19 protein-coding genes are annotated in these 20,461 nt (G+C 52.5%); 9 read left to right on the top strand and 10 right to left on the bottom strand.

Annotated features, from left to right (window positions below; genetic code table 11):
* Positions 1-73 precede the first annotated feature (73 nt).
* On the bottom strand, positions 74-1,204 hold the full coding sequence (locus tag LZP69_RS13150; RefSeq protein ID WP_234201179.1) for a hypothetical protein: 1,131 nt from the start codon (positions 1,202-1,204) through the stop codon (positions 74-76).
* Positions 1,205-1,844: 640 nt separating this feature from the next.
* Here LZP69_RS13150 and trmL point away from each other — a divergent pair.
* Positions 1,845-2,309: a tRNA (uridine(34)/cytosine(34)/5-carboxymethylaminomethyluridine(34)-2'-O)-methyltransferase TrmL gene (gene trmL, locus LZP69_RS13155; RefSeq protein WP_234201181.1), complete on the top strand. Its 465-nt coding sequence runs from the start codon at positions 1,845-1,847 to the stop codon at positions 2,307-2,309.
* Positions 2,310-2,400: 91 nt separating this feature from the next.
* Here the strand turns inward: trmL and LZP69_RS13160 are convergent, their stop codons facing one another.
* The 6 genes from LZP69_RS13160 to LZP69_RS13185 all read right to left on the bottom strand — a co-directional run bounded on the left by LZP69_RS13160 (position 2,401) and on the right by LZP69_RS13185 (position 8,782).
* Positions 2,401-3,846, bottom strand: a complete 1,446-nt coding sequence (locus LZP69_RS13160; protein ID WP_234201183.1) for a M16 family metallopeptidase — start codon at positions 3,844-3,846, stop codon at positions 2,401-2,403.
* The gene (locus LZP69_RS13165) at positions 3,843-5,174 is read right to left on the bottom strand and encodes a M16 family metallopeptidase (protein ID WP_234201185.1); all 1,332 of its coding nucleotides are present in this window, start codon (positions 5,172-5,174) and stop codon (positions 3,843-3,845) included. Before LZP69_RS13165 ends, LZP69_RS13160 begins: the two co-directional genes overlap by 4 nt.
* A gap of 155 nt (positions 5,175-5,329) precedes the next feature.
* Positions 5,330-5,965: a class I SAM-dependent methyltransferase gene (locus LZP69_RS13170; RefSeq protein ID WP_234201186.1), complete on the bottom strand. Its 636-nt coding sequence runs from the start codon at positions 5,963-5,965 to the stop codon at positions 5,330-5,332.
* A gap of 77 nt (positions 5,966-6,042) precedes the next feature.
* The gene (locus tag LZP69_RS13175) at positions 6,043-6,390 is read right to left on the bottom strand and encodes a hypothetical protein (RefSeq protein WP_234201187.1); all 348 of its coding nucleotides are present in this window, start codon (positions 6,388-6,390) and stop codon (positions 6,043-6,045) included.
* Between the two features lie 327 nt (positions 6,391-6,717).
* Complete coding sequence (locus tag LZP69_RS13180; protein ID WP_234201188.1) at positions 6,718-7,320, bottom strand: tRNA-uridine aminocarboxypropyltransferase; 603 nt, start codon at positions 7,318-7,320, stop codon at positions 6,718-6,720.
* Between the two features lie 259 nt (positions 7,321-7,579).
* Complete coding sequence (locus LZP69_RS13185; RefSeq protein ID WP_234201189.1) at positions 7,580-8,782, bottom strand: multidrug effflux MFS transporter; 1,203 nt, start codon at positions 8,780-8,782, stop codon at positions 7,580-7,582.
* A 127-nt stretch (positions 8,783-8,909) separates the two neighbouring features.
* Between LZP69_RS13185 and LZP69_RS13190 the strand changes: the two genes are divergently transcribed.
* Together LZP69_RS13190 and LZP69_RS13195 are read left to right on the top strand one after the other, a co-directional pair.
* Positions 8,910-9,890 carry a LysR family transcriptional regulator gene (locus LZP69_RS13190; RefSeq protein ID WP_234201190.1) on the top strand — a complete coding sequence of 327 codons (981 nt, stop codon included), beginning with the start codon at positions 8,910-8,912 and terminating at the stop codon, positions 9,888-9,890.
* Positions 9,891-9,995: 105 nt separating this feature from the next.
* The gene (locus tag LZP69_RS13195; protein WP_234201191.1) at positions 9,996-10,325 is read left to right on the top strand and encodes a hypothetical protein; all 330 of its coding nucleotides are present in this window, start codon (positions 9,996-9,998) and stop codon (positions 10,323-10,325) included.
* 102 nt (positions 10,326-10,427) lie between these two features.
* Here the strand turns inward: LZP69_RS13195 and LZP69_RS13200 are convergent, their stop codons facing one another.
* Positions 10,428-11,849, bottom strand: a complete 1,422-nt coding sequence (locus tag LZP69_RS13200) for a DUF4145 domain-containing protein (protein WP_234201192.1) — start codon at positions 11,847-11,849, stop codon at positions 10,428-10,430.
* Positions 11,850-11,907: 58 nt separating this feature from the next.
* Positions 11,908-12,627: a hypothetical protein gene (locus tag LZP69_RS13205; protein WP_234201194.1), complete on the bottom strand. Its 720-nt coding sequence runs from the start codon at positions 12,625-12,627 to the stop codon at positions 11,908-11,910.
* Between the two features lie 169 nt (positions 12,628-12,796).
* On the opposite strand from LZP69_RS13205, the gene LZP69_RS13210 reads away from it, so the two are divergent.
* A complete protein-coding gene (locus LZP69_RS13210) occupies positions 12,797-13,312 on the top strand; it encodes a DUF2780 domain-containing protein (protein ID WP_234201196.1) in 516 nt (171 codons plus the stop codon).
* A gap of 146 nt (positions 13,313-13,458) precedes the next feature.
* Positions 13,459-13,905, top strand: a complete 447-nt coding sequence (locus LZP69_RS13215; protein WP_234201197.1) for a tellurite resistance TerB family protein — start codon at positions 13,459-13,461, stop codon at positions 13,903-13,905.
* A gap of 15 nt (positions 13,906-13,920) precedes the next feature.
* On the opposite strand, the gene yjeH is transcribed toward LZP69_RS13215, so the two are convergent.
* Positions 13,921-15,192, bottom strand: a complete 1,272-nt coding sequence (gene yjeH, locus LZP69_RS13220) for an L-methionine/branched-chain amino acid transporter (protein ID WP_326490269.1) — start codon at positions 15,190-15,192, stop codon at positions 13,921-13,923.
* Between the two features lie 220 nt (positions 15,193-15,412).
* Between yjeH and menD the strand changes: the two genes are divergently transcribed.
* From menD to menE, 4 genes are read left to right on the top strand one after another with little or no spacing between them, the layout of a single operon-like run.
* On the top strand, positions 15,413-17,116 hold the full coding sequence (gene menD / locus LZP69_RS13225; RefSeq protein ID WP_234201199.1) for a 2-succinyl-5-enolpyruvyl-6-hydroxy-3-cyclohexene-1-carboxylic-acid synthase: 1,704 nt from the start codon (positions 15,413-15,415) through the stop codon (positions 17,114-17,116).
* Complete coding sequence (gene menH / locus LZP69_RS13230) at positions 17,116-17,898, top strand: 2-succinyl-6-hydroxy-2,4-cyclohexadiene-1-carboxylate synthase (protein ID WP_234201201.1); 783 nt, start codon at positions 17,116-17,118, stop codon at positions 17,896-17,898. Before menD ends, menH begins: the two co-directional genes overlap by 1 nt.
* Positions 17,895-18,926, top strand: coding sequence for an o-succinylbenzoate synthase (gene menC / locus LZP69_RS13235; protein WP_234201203.1), 1,032 nt, complete (start codon positions 17,895-17,897; stop codon positions 18,924-18,926). Before menH ends, menC begins: the two co-directional genes overlap by 4 nt.
* 5 nt (positions 18,927-18,931) lie before the next feature.
* On the top strand, positions 18,932-20,386 hold the full coding sequence (gene menE, locus LZP69_RS13240) for an o-succinylbenzoate--CoA ligase (RefSeq protein ID WP_234201205.1): 1,455 nt from the start codon (positions 18,932-18,934) through the stop codon (positions 20,384-20,386).
* The last annotated feature ends 75 nt before the right edge of the window (positions 20,387-20,461 follow it).

Genomic DNA, 20,461 nt, shown 5'->3' on the forward strand with positions numbered 1-20,461 from the left:
CCACAGATGTAAAAAAGCCAGCGCAATGACGCTGGCTTTTTACTCTGAGTAAATTCTTAGCTGAGCTTAAAGCTTAGAAATAGTAACCAAAGTTAATATTAATGCGCTTGTCCCAGCCATCATACACTTCTGGCAGTCCCACATGGTTAGTACCACGGGTCGAAGCGTACATGTTTTTGCCCATGATAAAATCGATCATGGTATACATAGGGCCTGAGGAGATGGCTGCGCCTGTGATGTTTTGATAGCTGGTATCGAAACTGTCGTCGGCGACATCGGGCGTTACTATGCCAAGGTCGTTATAGAACTTGATATTGCCCCAGTCAAAGTCCACCGTCTTAGTCAGGTTGACGCTGTATGCCTGCGCTTTAGATGCAATCTCATATTGCCAGGCGTAAACAGACATAGCTATCTTGTTGCTGTCAACAGCATCGGCGGCATCATATTCATACTGCATCGCCTGCAGTTGTAAGCCCCAGCCCTGATAGCTGCTGTCCATGCTCAGCGCAAAGGCGTAACGGTCGCCATTATTACCTGTATTACTGTTATAGATCTGACCCACCATGGCCGATGCACCAAACAGGGTACGCCCGCCTTCATAGGTCAGCTCATAGGTCTGACGAATGTTAAAGGAGTTGGTTTCCTCGTTGTAGTAATCTGTGCCGTTAACATTACCTGTGTAGATATCTGTGGCGTAACGCTCGTTGCGCGATGCGCCATACTCGGCATTCTTAAACACAGCAATTTCAGTGCCCCAAGCACCGCTTGAGTAGACACCTTTGGCACCGAGATCGTAATCATCTTCGAAACCAAGATAGTAAGGGACGCCAAACCAGTAGCTGTTAGAGGCAAACCCTGGGTTACCGAAAGGCACCTGAGTCACACCCAGCTGAATCTGCCACTCTGGGTTAACATCATAAAAACCATAACCGTAACGCAGCATGTTCCAGCCATCTAAGAAACGATACTCACTGGCGATCCCCCAATCACCTAGCTTGCCGTTAAACTTGATCGCCGCCATGTCGAAAGTGAAATCACCCAGCTTATCCTTGGAGACCTCATCATAGTCTTTATAACCATAATTGACCCTCAGAGTACCTGAGATATTGATGCCATCTTCTGCGGCCTCAGCCTGAGCAGTAGAGGTGAAAAGTGATGCAGGTGTTAACAGCACCAAGGGAAGAAATTTGAGAATGTTCATCATACAACCAATTTTTTTGTTGAATATAGACAGATATCTATATCTGAGGAGTCTGTAACATCACCCGCTTAAACCATAACGGCCAATCGAGTAAAGTTACGCTGTGCGCCATTTCCACCTGGACGGCCCATCAAAGCCTCAGGAGGAAAGACGACTCAAAAGAGTTACACAAGGCGACTTAGGGTCTCGTTTTTAATGATTAGGTCAAGCCGCCAAAACGCCAAAGAGGAACTCACTACCCAAAAGCGATAAAACAACCAAGTCACCCAGATCTCTGAAAATGAGAAAACTCTATACATGAGCAAAATGTAAACAGTGCAACCTAACGGCAACAGAGTATGCAAGCTCACCTAGGAGACATCAAATTCATGCCCCATTTCAGAGCTATTTTTGCGATCTATCGCAAACTATTCAACCGTAAACTAATTAGACATCTATCTATTCTTGTAATAAAAAATAGCTAATAAAAAGCAGCTTTGCATTTTTATCACGAAAATACCGTTTCATTTGTAACTATTTCCCAGTTTAAGTATCAAGCCGAAAACCATCGCCGACAAGACAAAATCCTGGCACGCATCAAATCTTTCCCCTGCACCTGTAATTACGGCTATAATTGCGCCTCATTTGGCAAAGGCAGACTCACATGTTCCATATCGCTCTCTATGAACCAGAAATCGCACCCAACACGGGCAATATCATTCGCCTCTGCGCCAACAACGGCTGCCATCTTCACCTGATTGAGCCATTGGGTTTCGATCTAGAAGAGAAAAAACTGCGCCGCGCAGGTCTGGATTATCAGGATCTGGCCCGGGTCACCCGCCATCAAGATTATGCAAGCTTCCTTGCCGCTATGGATGGCAGACGCATCATGGCCTGCACCACCAAGGGTAGTCGCCCCCATAGCGAACTGAGTTTTGCCAAAGAGGATGTGCTGCTGTTTGGGCCAGAGACCCGAGGTTTACCTATGGAAATTATCGAGTCTCTGCCGACCACGCAGCGACTGAGGATCCCCATGGCCGCCAACAGCCGCAGCTTAAACCTCTCCAACGCGGTGGCCATCATCAGCTACGAAGCCTGGCGTCAGATAGGCTATGAGGGCGCGCTCTAACTAAAGCGAGCCCAAGCTAATCTGCAAAGAACTAAAAAGCCCCTGAGATGCGAGTCTCAGGGGCTTTTGCTATTCGCTGAACAAAATCTAACTAGTTACCGAAGCCCACGGCTTCAATCTCCAGACGTTTCACTTCACCATATTGGGCGGCAATATCGGCAATCTTGTCGGCATTGCCAATCAGCACATATTGCAGCTTATCTTTGGGGAAATAACTGTCGATCAAACGTTGGCTCTCCTCCAGCGTCAGGCCATCGACCTTCATCTGAAAATCATTGATAAAACCGTTATCGAAGCCGTAGAGGTACATGTCAGACAGTAACGCCGCCAGCTGACCATTGGTCTCAAACTTAGGCGGGAACTGCCCTTTCACATAGGCCTTAGCAGAGTTTAAGCTTGCCTGATCTATCCCCTTCTCCCAGAGACGGCCATAGGTTTTAATGGCCAGATCGATCGCTTCCTTGGTGGTCGCTGTCTTGGTGAAAGTACTGATCCTAAACACGCCGCCCTGAGAATAAGGCACGAAGCCTGAGCGGGCACCATAGGTCAGGCCGGCATTTACCCTGAGCTCATCGTTCAGCCAGGAGGTAAATCGGCCACCTAGAATGGTGTTGACCACCTGCAGCCCCACATAGTCGGGGTTTGAACGGGCGATCCCTTTACCGCCAATCAGGAAGGTCGTCTCTATGGCATCACCTTTGTTGACCAAAAGAACGCGGCTCTTATCCAGCTCGGGCTGATTCTGAGTCAGATCCTGTGTCTTGAGTTGTTCTCCATTTTTCCACTCGGCAAACAATCCGGTTAATTTGCGCTTCATCTCTGCCGCATCGAAATCTCCTACGATGGCGATGGCGCTGTTACCGGGCTGATAATAACTCTTATGGAAGGCCCTTAACTGAGACAGGGTCATCTCCTCCAGCGAGGTACGAGTGCCCGAGACAGGATTGCCGTAGGGATGATCGCCAAACACCTGCTTATCGAAATAGCGGCTAATCACATTTCGGGGGCTCTCTTTCGCCTGCGCCAGACCGGCTATCTCCCGCTGACGCAGCTTTTCAAACTCGCCAGACTCGAAATCTGGGCTAACGAGCAGATCCCGCACTAAAGGCAGCATGGTATCCATGTCCTTCGCCATAAAATCGGCACTGACATAGCTGCCCTCTTTACCCGCATTGGCATCTATGGAGGCACCGAGAAAATCCACCATCTGCTCTATGTCAGATTTGGACTTACCCTTGGCGCCCAGCAAGAGTCCCTGGGCCGTCATGCTGGCGAGACCAAAACTGGTATCCTTAACCGCACCGGCGCGCACCACGGCATTAACAGTGATGAGCGGCACCTCTTTTTGCGGCATCAGATACAGAGTCAGGCCGTTGTCCAACTGATAGGTTTCATAAGCTGGCATCTTGAAACTGCCGGTATCGATACTCACCGCTGGCCCCTGCACGGCGCAGCCTGACAAAATCACGCTGGTCGCGATCAACACAAGCGATGTCAGCCTGCTCAGGGCATTAAGTGAAAAAGTTAATGGCTTCATTCGTCGCCCTCCTCGGTTGCGGCCAGTACGGCAACGGTGCGATTGGCGCGGCGTAAATAAGTCTGTGCCACCCGCTGAATATCCTCAGGCGTCACCTTGTTGTAGGCTTCTGGTGCGTTAAACAGCTTGTCATAGCTGCCAAAATAGAGCTCGTAACTGCCTATGGTATTGGCCTTGCCATTGATGGTTTCCATGGTGCGATAGAAGCTCATCAGCTTAAAGTTCTTCACTTTTTCAAGCTCTCGCAGTGTTACGCCCTCAACAGCCACACGCTTGATCTCGCCAATCATCCCCTTCTCAAGCTCCTTGGCGGTGATCCCAGGCGCGGCGACACCCATCACATAAAACAGGTTGGGGTCGAAACTCATCGGCATATAGGTTTCCACTTCGATAGCCACCTGAGGCTCCACCAGCCCCTGATAGAGACGGGAGCTGTTGCCGGTAGAGAGAATAGCCGATAGCAGATCCAGCGCGTAATAATCGTCACTGGAGGTAGCAGGCACATGGTAGGCCAGCATCACATTCGGTGTGCTAACAGAAGCCTTCTGCACAAACACCCGTCGCTCGCCCTTTTGTAAAGGCTCGACGGTTTTCACCTCTCTGGGGGGAGCCTGGGCAGGGATGGACGCGAAATATTGATTCGCCAGGGCCTTAACCTGATCGAATTTCACATCTCCGGCAATCACCACCACGGCATTATTGGGGGCGTAATAGGTCTTGTGATATTGCACCAGATCCTCCAGCGTCCAGGCGGCAATATCTGACTCATGACCTATCACAGACCAGCTGTAGGGATGGGCTCTGAAGGCGGCGCCTTTGATCTCCTCCTGCAGGGTGCGCCAGTTGGAGTTTTCAAGGCCAGTGATGCGCTCAGAGGCGACCACACCGCGCTCGCTCTCCACCATATCGGCATTGATATCCAAGTTTGCGATACGATCGGCTTCGAGATCGAACATAGTCTCTAAGGCGTTGGCAGGGAACCAGTCGGTATAAACCGTCATATTCTCTGTGGTGTAGGCATTATTGGCGCCGCCGGCGGCTTCCATAGTGCGGTCGAACATCTTAGGTCCGTACTTCTGCGACCCATTGAACATCATGTGCTCGAAGAAGTGAGAGATCCCAGTGATACCGGGCATCTCATTGCGAGATCCCACCTTCCAAAACAGATACATATTGGCATTGGGGATAGAAGCATCCTCCAGCACCATGATCTTCATTCCATTTTCCAGGGTGAAGCTTTTAATATCTTCCGCCTGTGTCGCCTGCACTGCAAACGAAAGCCCCAGGCTTCCGATAAACAGACACAAAGCATTCATTGCTCGCAACATTTGTCGCTCCCTAACTTAGTCCATAAGCGAGCCACAAAGCGAAAAGCTATCGCAATGAGGCTCTATAACAGACAACTATTAAGAGGGGAAACGGTCGGAAAGATCAAGCGAATTATGGTGATATTCACTGTACAAATTTGTAAGCAAATGGCAGATCAGGCGCGGGTAAAGAAGACCACATCCTTATCTATCACCTCCAACTGCCAATTAAAGTGGGCGGCAATCCATTCGAAGGTGGCGATACTGTAGAAGCGGATATGGGTCAGATCCTGCTTATAATGCCAGTTGATAAAGGCTTGCTCATCGAGCGCCCTTTTGGTCATCACGGCCAAAATAGCGCCGGGTTTTAGCAAGGAATCAAGCTGTTGTAATAAGGCAAAAGCATCGGCGACATGTTCTATCACCTCTGTCATGGTAATAAAATCATATTGCTGCTCAAGCAGCTCGGGGCGATTAGCATAATAGAGATCGTAATCCGCCATCTTCAGCCCCTGCTCGGCCGCCATAACGCTTATGGTCGGCCCTGGGCCACAACCGAAATCCAGTCCCTGCATCTGTGGTGTCAAACGGCTACTGAGCGGCTGCCAGGTGCGGCCTAAGAAGCGCCGGTAGCCCTGATCATCACTGTTATTTTGATGTCTATCGTAGAAGGCTTTCTCATCGGCGGCGCTAAGCAGAAATTCATCGGGCACAGAGATCAGCTGGCAGTGACCACATCTCATATAGCTTCTGTGTCGGTCGCGATGGAACAGGGACAGCGCCAGACTCTGGCATAAAGGGCAAGGACTCAAGGGTACTCCTCTGGGTCAAACCTTGAGAATAGGACTCAAGGCCTAGCTGGTTTGGATTAAGGCTTAGCTGGTTTAGGTTAAGGCTTAGGAAGCTTACGCTCCTGGTTAGCGGCTTTCTTAGCCTCTTGCAGGTATTTCTCCTCACGACTCTGACGCTGATTAAAATCCTGCTGCGCCTTTTGACGCTGCGCCTCCTCCCAACCAGAACCCTGAGACTTGAGCAGAGCCTGCTCCCTCGCCTGGGTTACTTTAGCCGCCTGGCGCGCTTTCTCCAGCTGCTCCTGCTCGGTTTTATGGGCGATAACCTCAGCGGCATCGGCCTTTTGGCGCAGCACTTTATGCTCCTTCGCCACAGGGCTTGAGCTGACTAAAATCGATGAAAAACCAAGAATTAACACAGTAAGATAACAATAAAGACGCAGCATAATTTCCCCCTAAGATTTAGCAATCCATCTGTCAGACACGCGAAATGAGATCTAGATACTAGCATCACTGGCAGAGTAACACAGTGGGATCTTGTAAAAAGAATAAATAGAACAGAAGCGTAAAGAGGGGAATAGCGAATTAACCGATAGTAATGCCAGTTGCGAAACGCCGCATTGACTCCCTGCATGGCCAATACCCTGGCATTACTATCTGACCACCCGTTACCAGATGACTTGAGTCTATTAAACCCGATTTTTCCTCCGGATATCGTGATCTACCCCGTAAGCTGATCCAAGGACATCGATGTGCATCACAAGTTTAGATAATTATTTTTGGCTTAAATATCTAAGCTTTATCTCAGCTGGCATGGCGCTCAAATGCTGCTCAACCAAGGCCGCCAACGCCTCGGTTAAAGGCGAGGTATCGCACTGTTTATCTAGGCAGGAAATGGCCATAGCGGCGGCCTCAAGCGTGGACAGACTATCCTCCCGCTTGGCTTTACGTATGGTGTAATTCGTCGCCTGCTCAAGTTCAAGATGCACCCCAGGGTATTGCTTCAGCCAGAGGTTGAGTTGCAGCAGTTTATAGGCCTTGCGCCAGGTGCCATCCAGCAGAAGCAGGATAGCGTCACTGGGCGCCTGCATCTCACTTAAGTTGTGACTCGCTTCAGAGGGATACAGCAGGAACACAGGCTTTTGCTGCCGCTCAAGATACCCTCTTAGCTCGGCAAAATCCTCTGGGGTTTCTCCCACATGGATCTGCAAATTATCCAGCACGGCTCTCATCAGCTTGACGCTGTTTTTCGCCTGTTTGACCTCGTTTGGGTCTTGCAGCACGATACACTCGACCCGAGTCGACATCGGCCTTAAGCGATCACAGAGACAGGCGGTTTGCGGATAGTGGCATTTGGGACAGATGGGACGGCTCAAAACAGGCTCTACTCTCATTAAACAACAAAAACCTTGGCTTAGTGTACACCAATCCCCTTGATGAGCATCTGACTTCCCTGGATTGAGGAGATGCCAAACGCTGCAGGCAACATAAGAGCCGAAGGCGGCCAAGACCTTCTGGATACAGATAATCATGGATAAAAAAAGCCTGCATCAGGGTCAATGAGTGCAGGCAAAAGGGTGATCCCCAGAGCAATCGCTTAGGGGAGACACGCAATCGGTCACGCCAGATCAAAAATTAATGGGCATGTTGCTCCTGATGCCAGTGATCGAAACGCCCCATCATCATGACACTCAGCAGGGCAATGGCCATGCCGCCCATGACTAATGACACAGCAAAAGGCGCAGGCAGGCTGGTTTGCTGCACGAGTCCGGCAAACAGAGAGGCACCGCTCATCTGGATACAACCCAGCATGGCCGTTGCCGTACCGGCACGCTCACCAAAGGCCGACAGCGCCATACTGGTTGCAGGCCCCAATAGCAGAGCAAAACCGATACAGAGCAGCATCATAGGCAACATAAAGCCAAAGGCGGCGGCTAAACCGGTTTGCGGGCCAAACCACTGCACCATAAGCTGCAGCAGAGCCGATACCACCAGAGTGCTTAACGCCAGGATCACAGTGGGGCGATTCCCCAGACGACTAATCACCACAGGCGCTGCAAAACAGGCGATGATATTCACCACGGCATTGAGGCCAAACAGACCGCTGAAGGTCAGCTCAGAGACACCGATGCGCTCGATAAGCCATACAGGCGAGTAGGAAACATAACAGAGTATCGCCGCCATACCCGACATACAGGCGAAGGCATAGAAGAGAAAGTGCGGCTCGGTCAGCACCGGCTTATATTGAGCCCAGCGATACAGGGCGCCGCTGGTTACCGTATTAGCCGGACGAGTTTCCGGCAGACGGTAACTCACCACCAACATGATGACGACTGCGTATAGCATCATAAAAATAAAGGTTGAGCGCCAGCCAAATTGCAGTGCCAGCAGGCCGCCAAGGGTGGGTGCCAACGCTGGGATCACACAGATCACCCCATTAAGGTAGCTGTAGTAACGGGCGCCCTCTTTTGGAGTGAAACAATCGCGCACCGCACTAAAGACCACTATCGAGGTAGAGCAAGCCGCCAGGCCTTGCAGCACACGCGCCAGCTGCAACCACTGAAACTCCATGGCCAGTGCCGCCATCAGGCTGCTGGCAATGTAAAGCAGTAAACCGCCGATAGCCACAGGGCGGCGACCATAGCGATCCGCTAGAGGACCAATCAGCACCTGGCCTATCCCCATGGCAAACAGGAAGAGCACCAGGGTCGATTGCACTTCGCTGGATGACACGGAAAACTCCGCCGCCATGGTCGGCAGGGAGGGCAGATAGATATCGATAGCCAGTGGGCTAAGCACCACCATTAGCATTAAAACGGGTAACAGATTCGGACGCATGACTTCTCTTTGTTCTATTCAAACGGGTAATAAACATGACGCTTATTTCATCTGTTAATTTTAAACAAGCCTAGTTATGAATAGAAATGGTATAATTTCAAAAGCTAATTTCCGCTGAGGAATATCTATGAATCTGGACAATCTAGCCCGTATCGATCTTAACCTCTTGGTGATATTGCAGGTTCTGCTGGAAGAGCGCAGCGTCACCCGCGCCGCTAGCCGTTTGCATCTGAGCCAGTCCGCGCTGAGCAAGAGTCTCAGCCGTCTGCGAGACACCTTGGGCGACCCACTGTTTATTCGCACCGCACACGGCCTTAAGCCGACGGCACACGCCATGCAGCTCAGTCAGCAGTTGCCCAAAATGTTGCAGGGGCTCTATCAACTGACCCAGGCGCCCGCCTTTATTCCCGCCACCAGCATAAGGCAGTTTTCCTTCGCCATGGTGGAGAGTGCCTACGAAACCCTGCTGCCCTATTTTATCGGGCCACTGCTCAACAACGCACCTAACTTGAGACTCGACTCCTACCTCTGGACCAATGCCTCACTCTCCGAACTCCAGCTGGGTCAGTTAGACTTCGGCATCACAGGTCGGGATATGCACCCTCAGTCAGATATGATCATCGACCGGCTGCCTGAGGGGATTTCCCATCAGACCCTGTTTACCGATCATCAAGTGTGTCTGGTGCGTCAGGGGCACCCTCTGCTCGCCAGCATACAGCAGGGTAACTGGGATCTGGCCGTCTACCTCAGCATGTCCCATGTGCAGGTACGCTGTGAGGGCAATGAATGGTGGGCGCTGGATTACCATCTGGCGAACCTGGGACACAGGCGCCACCTCAGCAGCACAGTACCGGATTTCTACGGCGCCGCCAGTATCTGTGCCCATAGCGATCTTATCTTTACTCTACCATCGAGTTTTGCCAGCCACGCCCAGAAACTCTACTCTTTAGTTCAGTTGCCGCTGCCGATAAGCTTCGCCAACTTTGCCTATGTGTTGTTATGGCATGAGCGCAATCAGGATGAGCCAGGCCATAAATGGCTCAGGGAAACTATATGCCAGAGTGTCGCCGAGGCGGTCGATAAATCGACGCTTGCCGACCCAGACTAGCCAGATGTACGCTTTTTGGCTGGGCCAGAAGAAGATTAACCCGATTTAACGTGTAATTTAGCCGCTAAATAGGCAGAATCGAGTCCAGCAAATAGAGGAGATACTATGATTTATCATCAATTCCAACGCACCCCTTTTCAAAACCGCTTCTCTGGAAGCCGTGGGTGGTTGGCATTTGCTATCGGTTTAGGTGTGATGACATTGGTCTTGCTAGCGCTGCCCTTTGTTCTACTGATTGGTGCAATCAGTTTCATTCTGCTGAGCCTTTTTGGACGCGTCTATTTAAAACGTCAACTGGCTAAGTTTCGCCGCCAGACCCAGGCGCCATTTGCCGAGCAGTTTACTGAGGCAGACAGCATAGTGAAGGAAACACCCTTTAGCCGCGCCTCTCAGCCCAGACAGGGACGCACTTTCGAGCATGATCCTCAGGGATAAGTTGTCAGAGCCCAGTTATTCGAGATAAGCCGCGGCTTACCCCACAAAAAAAGAGACCCTTTTATACTCCTAAAAGGGTCTCTTTTTTATTTTAGCCCTAGCTCAAAAGGGCTCAGACAAGAGCTCACTGGCGCGCTTCAATGCGGCTATCTCATCCTCTTTATCGGCAATCGCCAGCACACTGTTTATCTGGGTGACCAGAGATTGCCACAGAGGTTCTATCACGGCTAATTCACGTTCATTGGCTCGCTGACGCGCCATATTAAGCAGAGCAGCCGATCCCACCACATCGATACGGCCTAAGATGCCGTCGGCCAGAGCGATACTCAGCTCTATCATGGCCGGTACACTGTGACCATATTTGATCGCCTCACGCAGATAACGCTCGGCCACAGAAAAATCATTGCCCAGGGCATTTTCATTGTTGAGCATCTGCTGAGCGCGGTAGAGCATGGCATCGGTTTGCCCCTGCTCCGCCGCCTCGGCCATCCACTGCTCGCTGGCCAGAGGATCTGCCTGACACCCCTCGCCCCGCGCCAGCATCAACGCCATATGGTATTGAGCATGGGGGAACCCAGCCTTGGCGGCGCTGGCAATATTGCGAAACGCTTGCACATAATCCGCCTGCTGATAAAACAGCACGCCTAGGTTCGCCATGGCTTCGGCTTGTTCCAGTGCCGCTGCCGCCTGCAGATAATGCAGCGCATCGCTGTGGCTGACTTCGATATGTTCGCCGCCCACCAGATAGAAATAGCCCAGCAGCGCCATGGCATTCGCCACCCCGGCCTTGGCCGCCTTAACTATCGCTTCCTCGCCTGCGCTTCTGTTCACCTCACCGCTATAACCATGAAGCAGGCTGACACCGTGCTCATGCATGGCATCGTGATGAAAAGGCGCCGCCTGAGCAAACCAGTACGCCGCCTGGCGAAAACTCTGTTCGCTTAAATTGCTCTGCGCCTTAGCATCGCCATTATCGGCAAGGGCATCTTCCTGCTCCTTCTGCATCAAGCCGCGGGTCTTGAGCGACATACCCACCAGATATTGCGCCAGAGGGTCGCTCTCCATCACGGCGCGATAACAGAGATCCCGTCCGGCGATGGCATCGCTGGGGGTAAATTGATACTCGGGGGCATCCTCATGATGTAACAAGGGATAGAGATCGGCCACCAATTTGGCTAGGCGCTCGATGGAACGCTCTGCCAACTCCTGCAGCGCATCACTGGTTAAATGGTATTTCTCAGGATGAGCGCCGCGATTACCGTCACCGCGCAGACGATGCAGCGCACGGGTCAGGCGCACATTGATCACCCGCTCACGGTTTAAGGTTTCGATACGATCGTACAGATTGGGGCTATCAAAAGTCAGATGCTGAGACTTGGCTAAGCGTTCGGTTAGCCTATGGATAAAGCTGCGGATCTGCAGCAGAGTCTGAGTCGGCACATCCCGAATATAGCTCTTGGCGAGTCGGTAATCCTCACCGAGCTCGCGGGAAAACTGGCTCACCAATTGAATATCTGTCAGCACGGCATAGACTCCGTCGATTGTGTCGATAAGGGGCCAGAGACAGCCCCTTTAATCAGGATTACGCCTCTTCTTCAACCTTAGGGGTGGGGCGAGAAACCATATAGAGGCGGAAAAGCGCCACGTTAATAAACAGGCCAAAGAAAGCCACTATCACCTCGACGACCAGCATCAGAGGCAGTCCCACAGGCTCGACTAACGCAGATAATGAACCGCCAATTAACGACAGAGGAATATAGAGCAGCAACACCATCAGGGTCTTAAAGGCGATGCTACGGCTGAACTGAAAGCTGCCTTTAATGGCCGCCAGCGGTGTCAAACGCTCGACCACCACCATAAAGTTCACATAGGCCAGACGGGCAAACAGATAGATACTGATGGCCAGACCGACGAGTGTCAGCGGCCCAAAAGCGGCCAGAATCATCACAGGAGCAATGATCGCCATGCCCGAAAACACCCCGGCTAACAGCAGGCCAGGTACAAAATTGAGACTGGTTTTCAGCAGCATCCCGGTCGAAGGTTCGTGACCGTGGGAGCGCACCTCCATAAACAGGGTCAGCGCGGCAATCAAGAGCGAAAATACCAACAAGAGTGCCATCATGGCCACCATATGGGGCACACCAAATTGAGGATTTTCCAGGTCAGCGGCTCTAAGCTCCATTCCTAACCACATCTGAATGCCCACCTGTACCAGTAAAATAGGCACAGTCAAGATGGCTAATTGACGAATATGATTGCGAAAGAAGTAATAAGCTTCTGTCAAAATCGCTGATATCGACATAGGTCTTTCCATTAGATAATTATAAACCAGGCAGTAAGTCGCACAGGATACCGAAATTTCAGTCTCAATGCACAACAGATATCTAAAAATAGCGATAAAACCCGGAGCAATCTAGACTGAAATATCCCACAGTTTAGAAGCTTACCTAAAAGAAACATAGGATGACCCCATGAAAGTGACCCTTTTGCTGAGTGCCTTACTGGCAACTTTAGCCCTCTATCTCCCCCAAGCCCTTGCCACCGGCCAAACCGACGCCAATAGTGAAGAGCCCACGGCCAGCTCAACGCCAGCGAGCGGCGATCTGGTCGGCTCTGTGATGTCGCAACTCGGACTCAGCCAATCTCAGGCTGAAGGGGGGCTGGGTAGCTTGTTTGGCCTGGCAAAGTCAAACCTGGGCGATGACAGCTTCGGCCCTATCGCGGATGCTGTGCCTAACATGGACAGCCTGTTAAGCGCGGCACCATCGGCAGACAGCGGCTCGGGCATGTCGGGACTCCTATCCAAGGCAGGCAGTTTAGGCTCATCCTTGCAGGGTGGCGCTCAAGTCTATGATGCCTTTGAGAAACTCGGCATCTCCAAAGAGCTGGCCCAGCCCATGGTGGGTATAGTAAAAGATTATCTGGACAGCACGGCGGGTGAAGGCACGGCCGATCTCCTGATGCAAGGGGTTGGCACCTTAATGTGAGCGTCACAGCCAGAGTGTTAAAATGATAACCGCTCGATGAACAAGAGTTCATCTTGAAAGGGTGAACTCGAACACACCTTTCTGTTCTAATAGTTAACCCCTAAGCATAACAACTTAAAGCTAACCTCAAGAAAAAAGGATGGGTGATGCTGGCACAACTCAGACAAATGTTAACCTCAAAGCCCCGCCCCCTCACGCCTGAGGAGCAGGAAAAACACCTACATCTGGCCGCCGTCAGCCTGCTGCTGGAAGTTGTGTATGCCGATGAGACCTTAGATGCAACCGAAGCGGCGCTGCTGCCAAGCGTCATAAGCAACGAGCTGGGCATAGAGAAACAGGAGGCCAGCCGCCTGATTGAGGAAGGTAAAACTGCCCAGCGCGATGCCACCTCTCTGTATGAATTTACCAAAGAGATCAACGCGCTGTTTTCTATCGAGCAGAAGCAGAAACTTATCTTAGCCATGTGGAAACTCGCCTACGCCGATGGCCAGCTCTGCCGCTACGAAGATCAAATCATCCGCCGCACCGCCGAGCTGCTCTATCTGAAACACAGTGAACTTATTCAGCTGCGTAATGCCGCCATCTCCAGCTGAGATGGCCGATAGGATTTAGGGCTGAAGCTTTACATCTAAAGCTACCGCCTTACGGCTCTGATAGCGGCGCTGCCATTTCAGCAATGGCGCCACTAAGATAACCAGCCCAAGGGCATATAGCATGCTCCAGCCCAGGGCGAATAGCATCATCACACAAAACAGCACACCACAGAGCACCTGAGGCCAATAGCCTCTGCCTAGTAATTTGGCAGCGGCCAGCATGGACATCAGGTAGATGATCACAAACACGCCGTTACTCCAGGCGATCAGATGCTCCAGCTCCTGACCGGATAGGTAGGTCAGCACTATCACGCAGCCCATCAGCGATAACACCATAGAGAGCGCCCTCACAGGCACCTGATGCTGGTTAAGCCTGTCGAAATAACGTGGCAAGACTCCCTCTCGGCTAAAGCTCCACACCAGCCTGGCCACACTGGCGGTATAGACATTTACCGTGGAGAGGCCGCCCGCTATGCCCAAAATGCCAATCACTTGGGCGCCATATCCTCCCAGCAGACGATCGAAGGCGGTCACCATGGCTAAACCATCACCGAGGGGAACAAACAGCAAAAGCAAGGTACAGGCAATATAGACGAGACCCACCAGCACAGTGCCCAGAATCATGGCGGGCAACATATCACGCTCAGGATGCTTAAAGTCATTGGCCAGATGGGTCATCGCCTCCACGCCTAAGAAACTCCAGAAAGCGATCCCGGCAGCGGCCATCACTAAGTCCAGCTCAATCTCTGTCTCACTGGCCACCAGCTCAAGCTGACCCAGATTGGTACCGCCGGCACCAAACATGAGCACCACCACGGCAACAATCGCCAGGGTCAGGGCAAACTGCAGCTTGGCCGACACCTGTATCCCTTTGAGGTTAATCAGCAGAAGCAGCAGGAGTAGCAAGAGCTCAATCAACACCTGATACCAGCCCGAAATCGGCACCAGTTCATTGATAAATTGAAAGGTCATCAGAATGGCCGCTGGCGCACCAATGGGGATCACCAGCAGAAAAATTAAACCGATAGTCCGCCCTGCGGTGCGGCCAAACGCCTGCTCAACAAAATAGGCCGGACCCGCAGCGTGGGGAAAGAAGCCCGCCAGACGGCCAAATACCAGGGTGACAGGAATAATGGCTAGCGTCAGCAAGATCCAGGCAAACAGGGCGCCAAATCCCGCTAAGGCCAGGGTGAGTTGCGGCAAGATAAATACACCGGTTCCCAGCAAAGTGGTCGCCATCAAGCCGGCCCCCTGCCAACGTCCAATACTGCCTCGAATCTGCTCCACCTTTATCCGCTCCTTGATAACACCCTCAGCCAGTCAGAAAGGGGCATCGGGAAAATTGCGGCTATCTTAGCCGAAATCCAAGTTAAAGCCGACAGCAATATTTCGCGGCAATCCTCAGGCTCAGGGCTAAACTGGAGCTAAGTAACAGTTTGCTTGCCAAGTTTCCATTAGCATTCAGTTCAAGATAAACTAATAAAACCATCATGTTGACCAGACCATTATGCCAATCGAAAAAACAGCGGAACTGAACCTACTTTGGGGTTCGCTTATTCTGGAAGAACTTGCGCGTTTAGGCGTACAACATGTCTGCATGGCGCCGGGCTCACGCTCGACGCCCTTGACTCTGGCCGCGGCCAAACAGAGTAAACTCAAACAGCATCTGCATTTCGATGAGCGCGGCCTGGGCTTTCTCGCCTTGGGGCTGGCGAAGGCGAGCCGCGCGCCCGTGGCAATTATCACCACTTCGGGCACCGCAGTGGCTAATCTCTATCCCGCGGTTGTTGAGGCCTGGCTCACTCAAGTGCCCTTGATTATTCTCTCGGGCGACAGACCCCCAGAACTGCTCGATTGCGGCGCCAATCAGGCCATAGTGCAACCGGCCATCTTTGCTAACTATGCCACGCAGCTCAACCTGCCCACGCCGGATCTCGCCATTGCGCCAGAGGCCTTACTCACCAGCCTGGATGCCGCCGTCAGCAACCAGACTCAGCCGGTGCACATCAACTGCATGTATCGCGAGCCCCTCTACCCCAGCGCCATTAGCTCTGACTTTAGCGACTATCTGCGCTCCCTGGGTAACTGGCAACACAACACGACACCCTATAACCAATATGCTAAAGGCGACATAAACAATGCGCCAAGCCAAGATGCCCTCGCCCGTTTCGTCCATGGCAAAGGGGTGATAGTGGTCGGCACCTTAGCCCCTGAAGAGAATCCACAAGAGATAATCGAGCTGGCGCAAAAACTGGGTTGGCCGGTATTGACCGATGCCCAGTCTCAGTTGAGACAACATGGCGCGGCAATCAACAATATCGATCAGCTACTGCTCAAACCTAAGGCCAAGGCGCTACTGCAAGAAGCGCAGAAGGTGCTGTTTTTTGGCGGACGCCTGCTCTCTAAACGTTTGATTTCCTATCTGGCCGAACAGAAATGGAAGGCCTACTGGCAGGTATTACCCAACCAGCGGCGACTGGATCCTAGCCACAGCGCCAAACAGGTCTGGCTCAGCGACGTGAGCCATTTTGCCAGCCAGCCCTGGCCAAGATCATCCGAGGCAAACTGGGCCACAGAACTTATCGAGCAGAACGAAAGACTCGCCACCCTGTTTGAACGTCAGATAGATCAAGGGGAGTTTGGCGAGGCTCAGGTGATCCGCGCCATCGCCTATCAAGCCAAGGGGCAGCTGTTTATCGGTAACAGCCTGCCTGTGCGACTGTATGACATGTTCGCCCCTATCACCCCGGCATCGGCTAATATCTACACCAATCGCGGCGCATCGGGCATAGATGGCTTACTGGCCAGTGCCTGCGGCCTTGCCGCCCATAACGCCGAGGCCACCACCTTAGTCATTGGCGATATATCTCAGCTGCACGATCTCAACTCCCTCGCCATCGCCGCGCGGGTAAAAAGTCCCATGGTGATAGTGATACTCAACAATGACGGCGGCAATATCTTTAATCTGCTGCCCGTGCCCGACGAGAAGCTTCGCAGCGACTATTACCGCCTGTCTCACGGCTTAGAGTTCGGCTATGCCGCCGCCATGTTTGGTATCACTTACAACCGGATTGAGGATATCGTCAGCTTCAATGAGATCTACCGTGACGCCCTAGCGTTCGACGGTCCCTCTGTGATTGAGGTTTGTGTTGCCCAGGATCAGGCCAGCAAGCAGATAGGTCAGATCGCCCACTGGATAAAGCAAAGCTGATGTTGGCCACCCGCTGTTACGGCTTAGTGGAGAAACCGACGCTGCTGCTGTTACACGGTTTTCTCGGCGACAAAGACGACTGGCAGGCGCTGATGCCAAGGCTGAGTCAGCGTTTTTACTGTATCTGTATGGATCTGCCCGGCCACGGCGACAGCCCGGCGCTTCCCCTGCCAAGCCCGGGGTTCGAGCAGGTCGCACAGCAGATCCAAAGCAGCTTGTCAGATCTGGGGGTAGAGCGCTTTCACTTGCTGGGTTACTCGCTGGGAGGCCGAATCGCCCTGCACCTGCTGCCATTAATGGGCGAAGCGATTTTATCCATCACCCTTGAGTCTTGCCATCCCGGCCTAGCCAGCGATGCCCTAAGGCGTGAGCGCCTAACTCAGGACAACCAGTGGAATGAACGCTTACAGCAAGTCTCAATCGAGGCATTCTTAGACCTCTGGTATCAACAAGGGGTATTTGCCGACCTATCAGATAAGCAGCGCCAGCAGTTGATCGCCCGCAGACGTTACAACAAGATTCAGGGACTGAGTGCCATCTACCTGCCCACCTCCTTGGGCCAGCAGCAGGAACTCATCCATCTGCCCAATCAGTATCCGATCGCCTGGCACTATCTGGTGGGCAAGGACGATACGAAATTTTCAGCCCTGGCGGCAAAGTGGCAGACACAAGCCCCCATCCAGCTACACTATTTCGACAATGCCGGCCACAATGTGCATCTCGCTCAGGGCGAGGCCTTTTGCCACACTTTGGAAGCAATTTTGCTCAAGGACCCCTTATGACGCTGCAGTCACTTTGCTTGTACCGCTACCAAATCCCGCTGGATAAGCTGTTACCCGTCGGCATTCAGCGCATCGATACACGCGAGGGGTTAGTGCTGCATGCCAGCACAGCAGAGATGCAGGCCGAAGTGGAGATAGCGCCGCTCTCAGGAGTGGATATCGACGGCAACCCTATCTTAGGTTTTAGCAGGGAGAGTCTGGAGCAGGTCATAGACGAACTTGAGCTTCTGCTTCCCAAGCTTGAAGGCGTGCCGCTTGATGCTTTGCTGGATGCGGCAGAGACCACCAAGCTGCCCTCGCTGGCATTTGGTCTGAGCCTGCTCCATGCCAAACTCAATGGACAGCTGCCTGTGTGTCGCAACAATCCCGGCTTGGTTCCGCTTATCTACCGCAATCAGGATGAGGATAAGGCCGCGCTGCAAAACCGCATCGACGCCTTGAGCCTAGACACTCATACAGTAAAGGTGAAAGTGGGGCAAACCTCACTGGAAGATGAGGTGCAGCTTATCCATCATATTCTGGCGGTGCGGCCAGCCCTGAAAATTCGCCTCGATGCCAACCGCGCCTTCACCTTGACACAGGCGATAGATTTCTGTGCCTGTCTGCCCTTGGACGCCATCGACTACATAGAAGAACCCTGCCAGAATCCGAGTGAGAACCCAGATCTGTTCGAGGCCGTGGGCATCCATTATGCACTGGACGAAACCCTGCACGATCCCAACTACCAGTTTGTTATGCAAGCGGGACTGCGCGCCCTGGTGCTAAAACCTATGCTTGTGGGTCACCTCTCACGCCTGCAATCCCTTATCGATACTGCCATCGATGCCGGCGTCAAAACCATTATCAGCTCGAGTCTCGAAGCCAGCTTAGGTATTGCCGCCCTACAGGCTATCGCCGCCGAATGCACCCCCAATGAGATGCCGGGGCTAGATACTTTAGGCGCCTTTAGCTGCGATCTTCTGCTCAGTAGCGGTAAACAGCGCTGCCTGATGCTTGATGAACTGAATCTGATAAAGTCTGTTGGTTAATCAATATGTCAGTGATTCGATCACCTCTGCATCAGGCCGCCAGTGAGGCACCCAAGGCAATCGCGCTATTCGAGTGGCAAGAACAGTGGCAAGAGGGAGCCTACCTCGCCATAACTTATGCTCAGCTCAGTGCTGCGGTAACCAAGCTCGCCGAGCAGCTAAAACAGGCAGGGCTAAAGACGGGCGATATCCTAACCTGTATCGATAACAACTCCCGCGCCATGATCAGCCTCTATTGGGCCTGTATCGATATCGGCGCGATTTTCTGCCCCCTCTCCCCAAGGTTTCCCAAGCTGCAGATAAGCCAACTGGCCCAACGCTATGGATTAAATACCTTCTGGGCGGCCGATGAGTTCAGCTCTCTCTTGCCAAAAGCGGGTCTGCAGCTGGACTTTAGCGCCCCAGCTACCACGGCTACCACAGCCACTACCTATGACGCCGCTTCAACAAACACCTTAGATCCTAAGCTTGCCGCCAATATCATTCTCACTTCGGGCAGCAGTGGTCAGCCCAAGGCGGCAGTGCACTGTCTGGCGAACCATATCGCCAGTGCTCAGGGCTCGGCGAGCCTCATCCCGCTGGAGCAAGGTGATAACTGGCTGCTGTCACTACCACTGTTTCATATTGGCGGTCTGGCGATAGTCAATCGCTGCGCCCTGGCTAAAGCCGCCATCACGCTGCCCTCGCCCTCTTTGTCGCTGATTGAGCAGTTAAGAGTGGTGCCGCTGACCCATCTCTCACTGGTGGCGACACAGCTGATGCGTATCATGGACAAAGATAAAGCGGCATTGAGTGGCATCAAGTCGCTGCTGCTGGGCGGAGGCGCCATCGCAGGCTCCCTGCTGGACAAGCTCACATCCTTGAATCTAAATGCCTATACCAGCTACGGCATGACAGAGATGAGCTCGCAGATCACCACAGGCTTAGCCACGGCTAAAGGCAGCAGTGGCAAGCTGTTACCCCATAGGGAACTGCGAATCGACGCAAAACGCATACTGGTCCGTGGCGAGACGCTGTTTATGGGCTACCTGAGTGACCATGGCGGCCTAAGCTTTAATCTGCCGCTTAATCAAGATAATTGGTTCGATACCAAAGATTTAGGTTACTGGGACGAAGAAGGGAATTTGGTGATCGGCGGCCGCGCCGACAATATGTTTGTCTGCGGCGGCGAAAATGTGCAACCGGAGGAGATAGAGGCCGCCCTCAAACGTCACCCCCAGATTCAAGATGCCATCGTCTTCGCCATGGAGGATAAGGAGTTTGGCTGCCTGCCGGTTGCTATCATCAAAGGGGAGCTCTCATCGACTGAGGAGCTCGACGCTTTTGTCTGTCAGTATATCGCCCGCTTTAAACGGCCAAGGCGCTATTTCCCCTGGCCGGAGACAGCAAGTACAGGACTGAAAGTGATACGTAAGCAGCTGATTGATGCCGTATTACAGGCAGATAATTCAGATACTTAACAGCCACTACTGACACATTTATTGATACCCGAACATCTATTTGTTAGCTTTGTGCCATAAAAAAACCTGCTATAA

The organism is Shewanella sp. AS1 (assembly GCF_021412565.1).
Classification (GTDB): Bacteria; Pseudomonadota; Gammaproteobacteria; order Enterobacterales; family Shewanellaceae; genus Shewanella.

Coding starts and splice junctions, on each gene's coding strand:
- LZP69_RS13150 (WP_234201179.1), bottom strand. CDS start 1,204: ATGATGAACATTCTCAAATTTCTTCCCTTGGTGCTGTTAACACCTGCA.
- trmL (WP_234201181.1), top strand. CDS start 1,845: ATGTTCCATATCGCTCTCTATGAACCAGAAATCGCACCCAACACGGGC.
- LZP69_RS13160 (WP_234201183.1), bottom strand. CDS start 3,846: ATGAAGCCATTAACTTTTTCACTTAATGCCCTGAGCAGGCTGACATCG.
- LZP69_RS13165 (WP_234201185.1), bottom strand. CDS start 5,174: ATGTTGCGAGCAATGAATGCTTTGTGTCTGTTTATCGGAAGCCTGGGG.
- LZP69_RS13175 (WP_234201187.1), bottom strand. CDS start 6,390: ATGCTGCGTCTTTATTGTTATCTTACTGTGTTAATTCTTGGTTTTTCA.
- LZP69_RS13185 (WP_234201189.1), bottom strand. CDS start 8,782: ATGCGTCCGAATCTGTTACCCGTTTTAATGCTAATGGTGGTGCTTAGC.
- LZP69_RS13190 (WP_234201190.1), top strand. CDS start 8,910: ATGAATCTGGACAATCTAGCCCGTATCGATCTTAACCTCTTGGTGATA.
- LZP69_RS13195 (WP_234201191.1), top strand. CDS start 9,996: ATGATTTATCATCAATTCCAACGCACCCCTTTTCAAAACCGCTTCTCT.
- LZP69_RS13205 (WP_234201194.1), bottom strand. CDS start 12,627: ATGTCGATATCAGCGATTTTGACAGAAGCTTATTACTTCTTTCGCAAT.
- LZP69_RS13210 (WP_234201196.1), top strand. CDS start 12,797: ATGAAAGTGACCCTTTTGCTGAGTGCCTTACTGGCAACTTTAGCCCTC.
- LZP69_RS13215 (WP_234201197.1), top strand. CDS start 13,459: ATGCTGGCACAACTCAGACAAATGTTAACCTCAAAGCCCCGCCCCCTC.
- menD (WP_234201199.1), top strand. CDS start 15,413: ATGCCAATCGAAAAAACAGCGGAACTGAACCTACTTTGGGGTTCGCTT.
- menH (WP_234201201.1), top strand. CDS start 17,116: ATGTTGGCCACCCGCTGTTACGGCTTAGTGGAGAAACCGACGCTGCTG.
- menC (WP_234201203.1), top strand. CDS start 17,895: ATGACGCTGCAGTCACTTTGCTTGTACCGCTACCAAATCCCGCTGGAT.
- menE (WP_234201205.1), top strand. CDS start 18,932: ATGTCAGTGATTCGATCACCTCTGCATCAGGCCGCCAGTGAGGCACCC.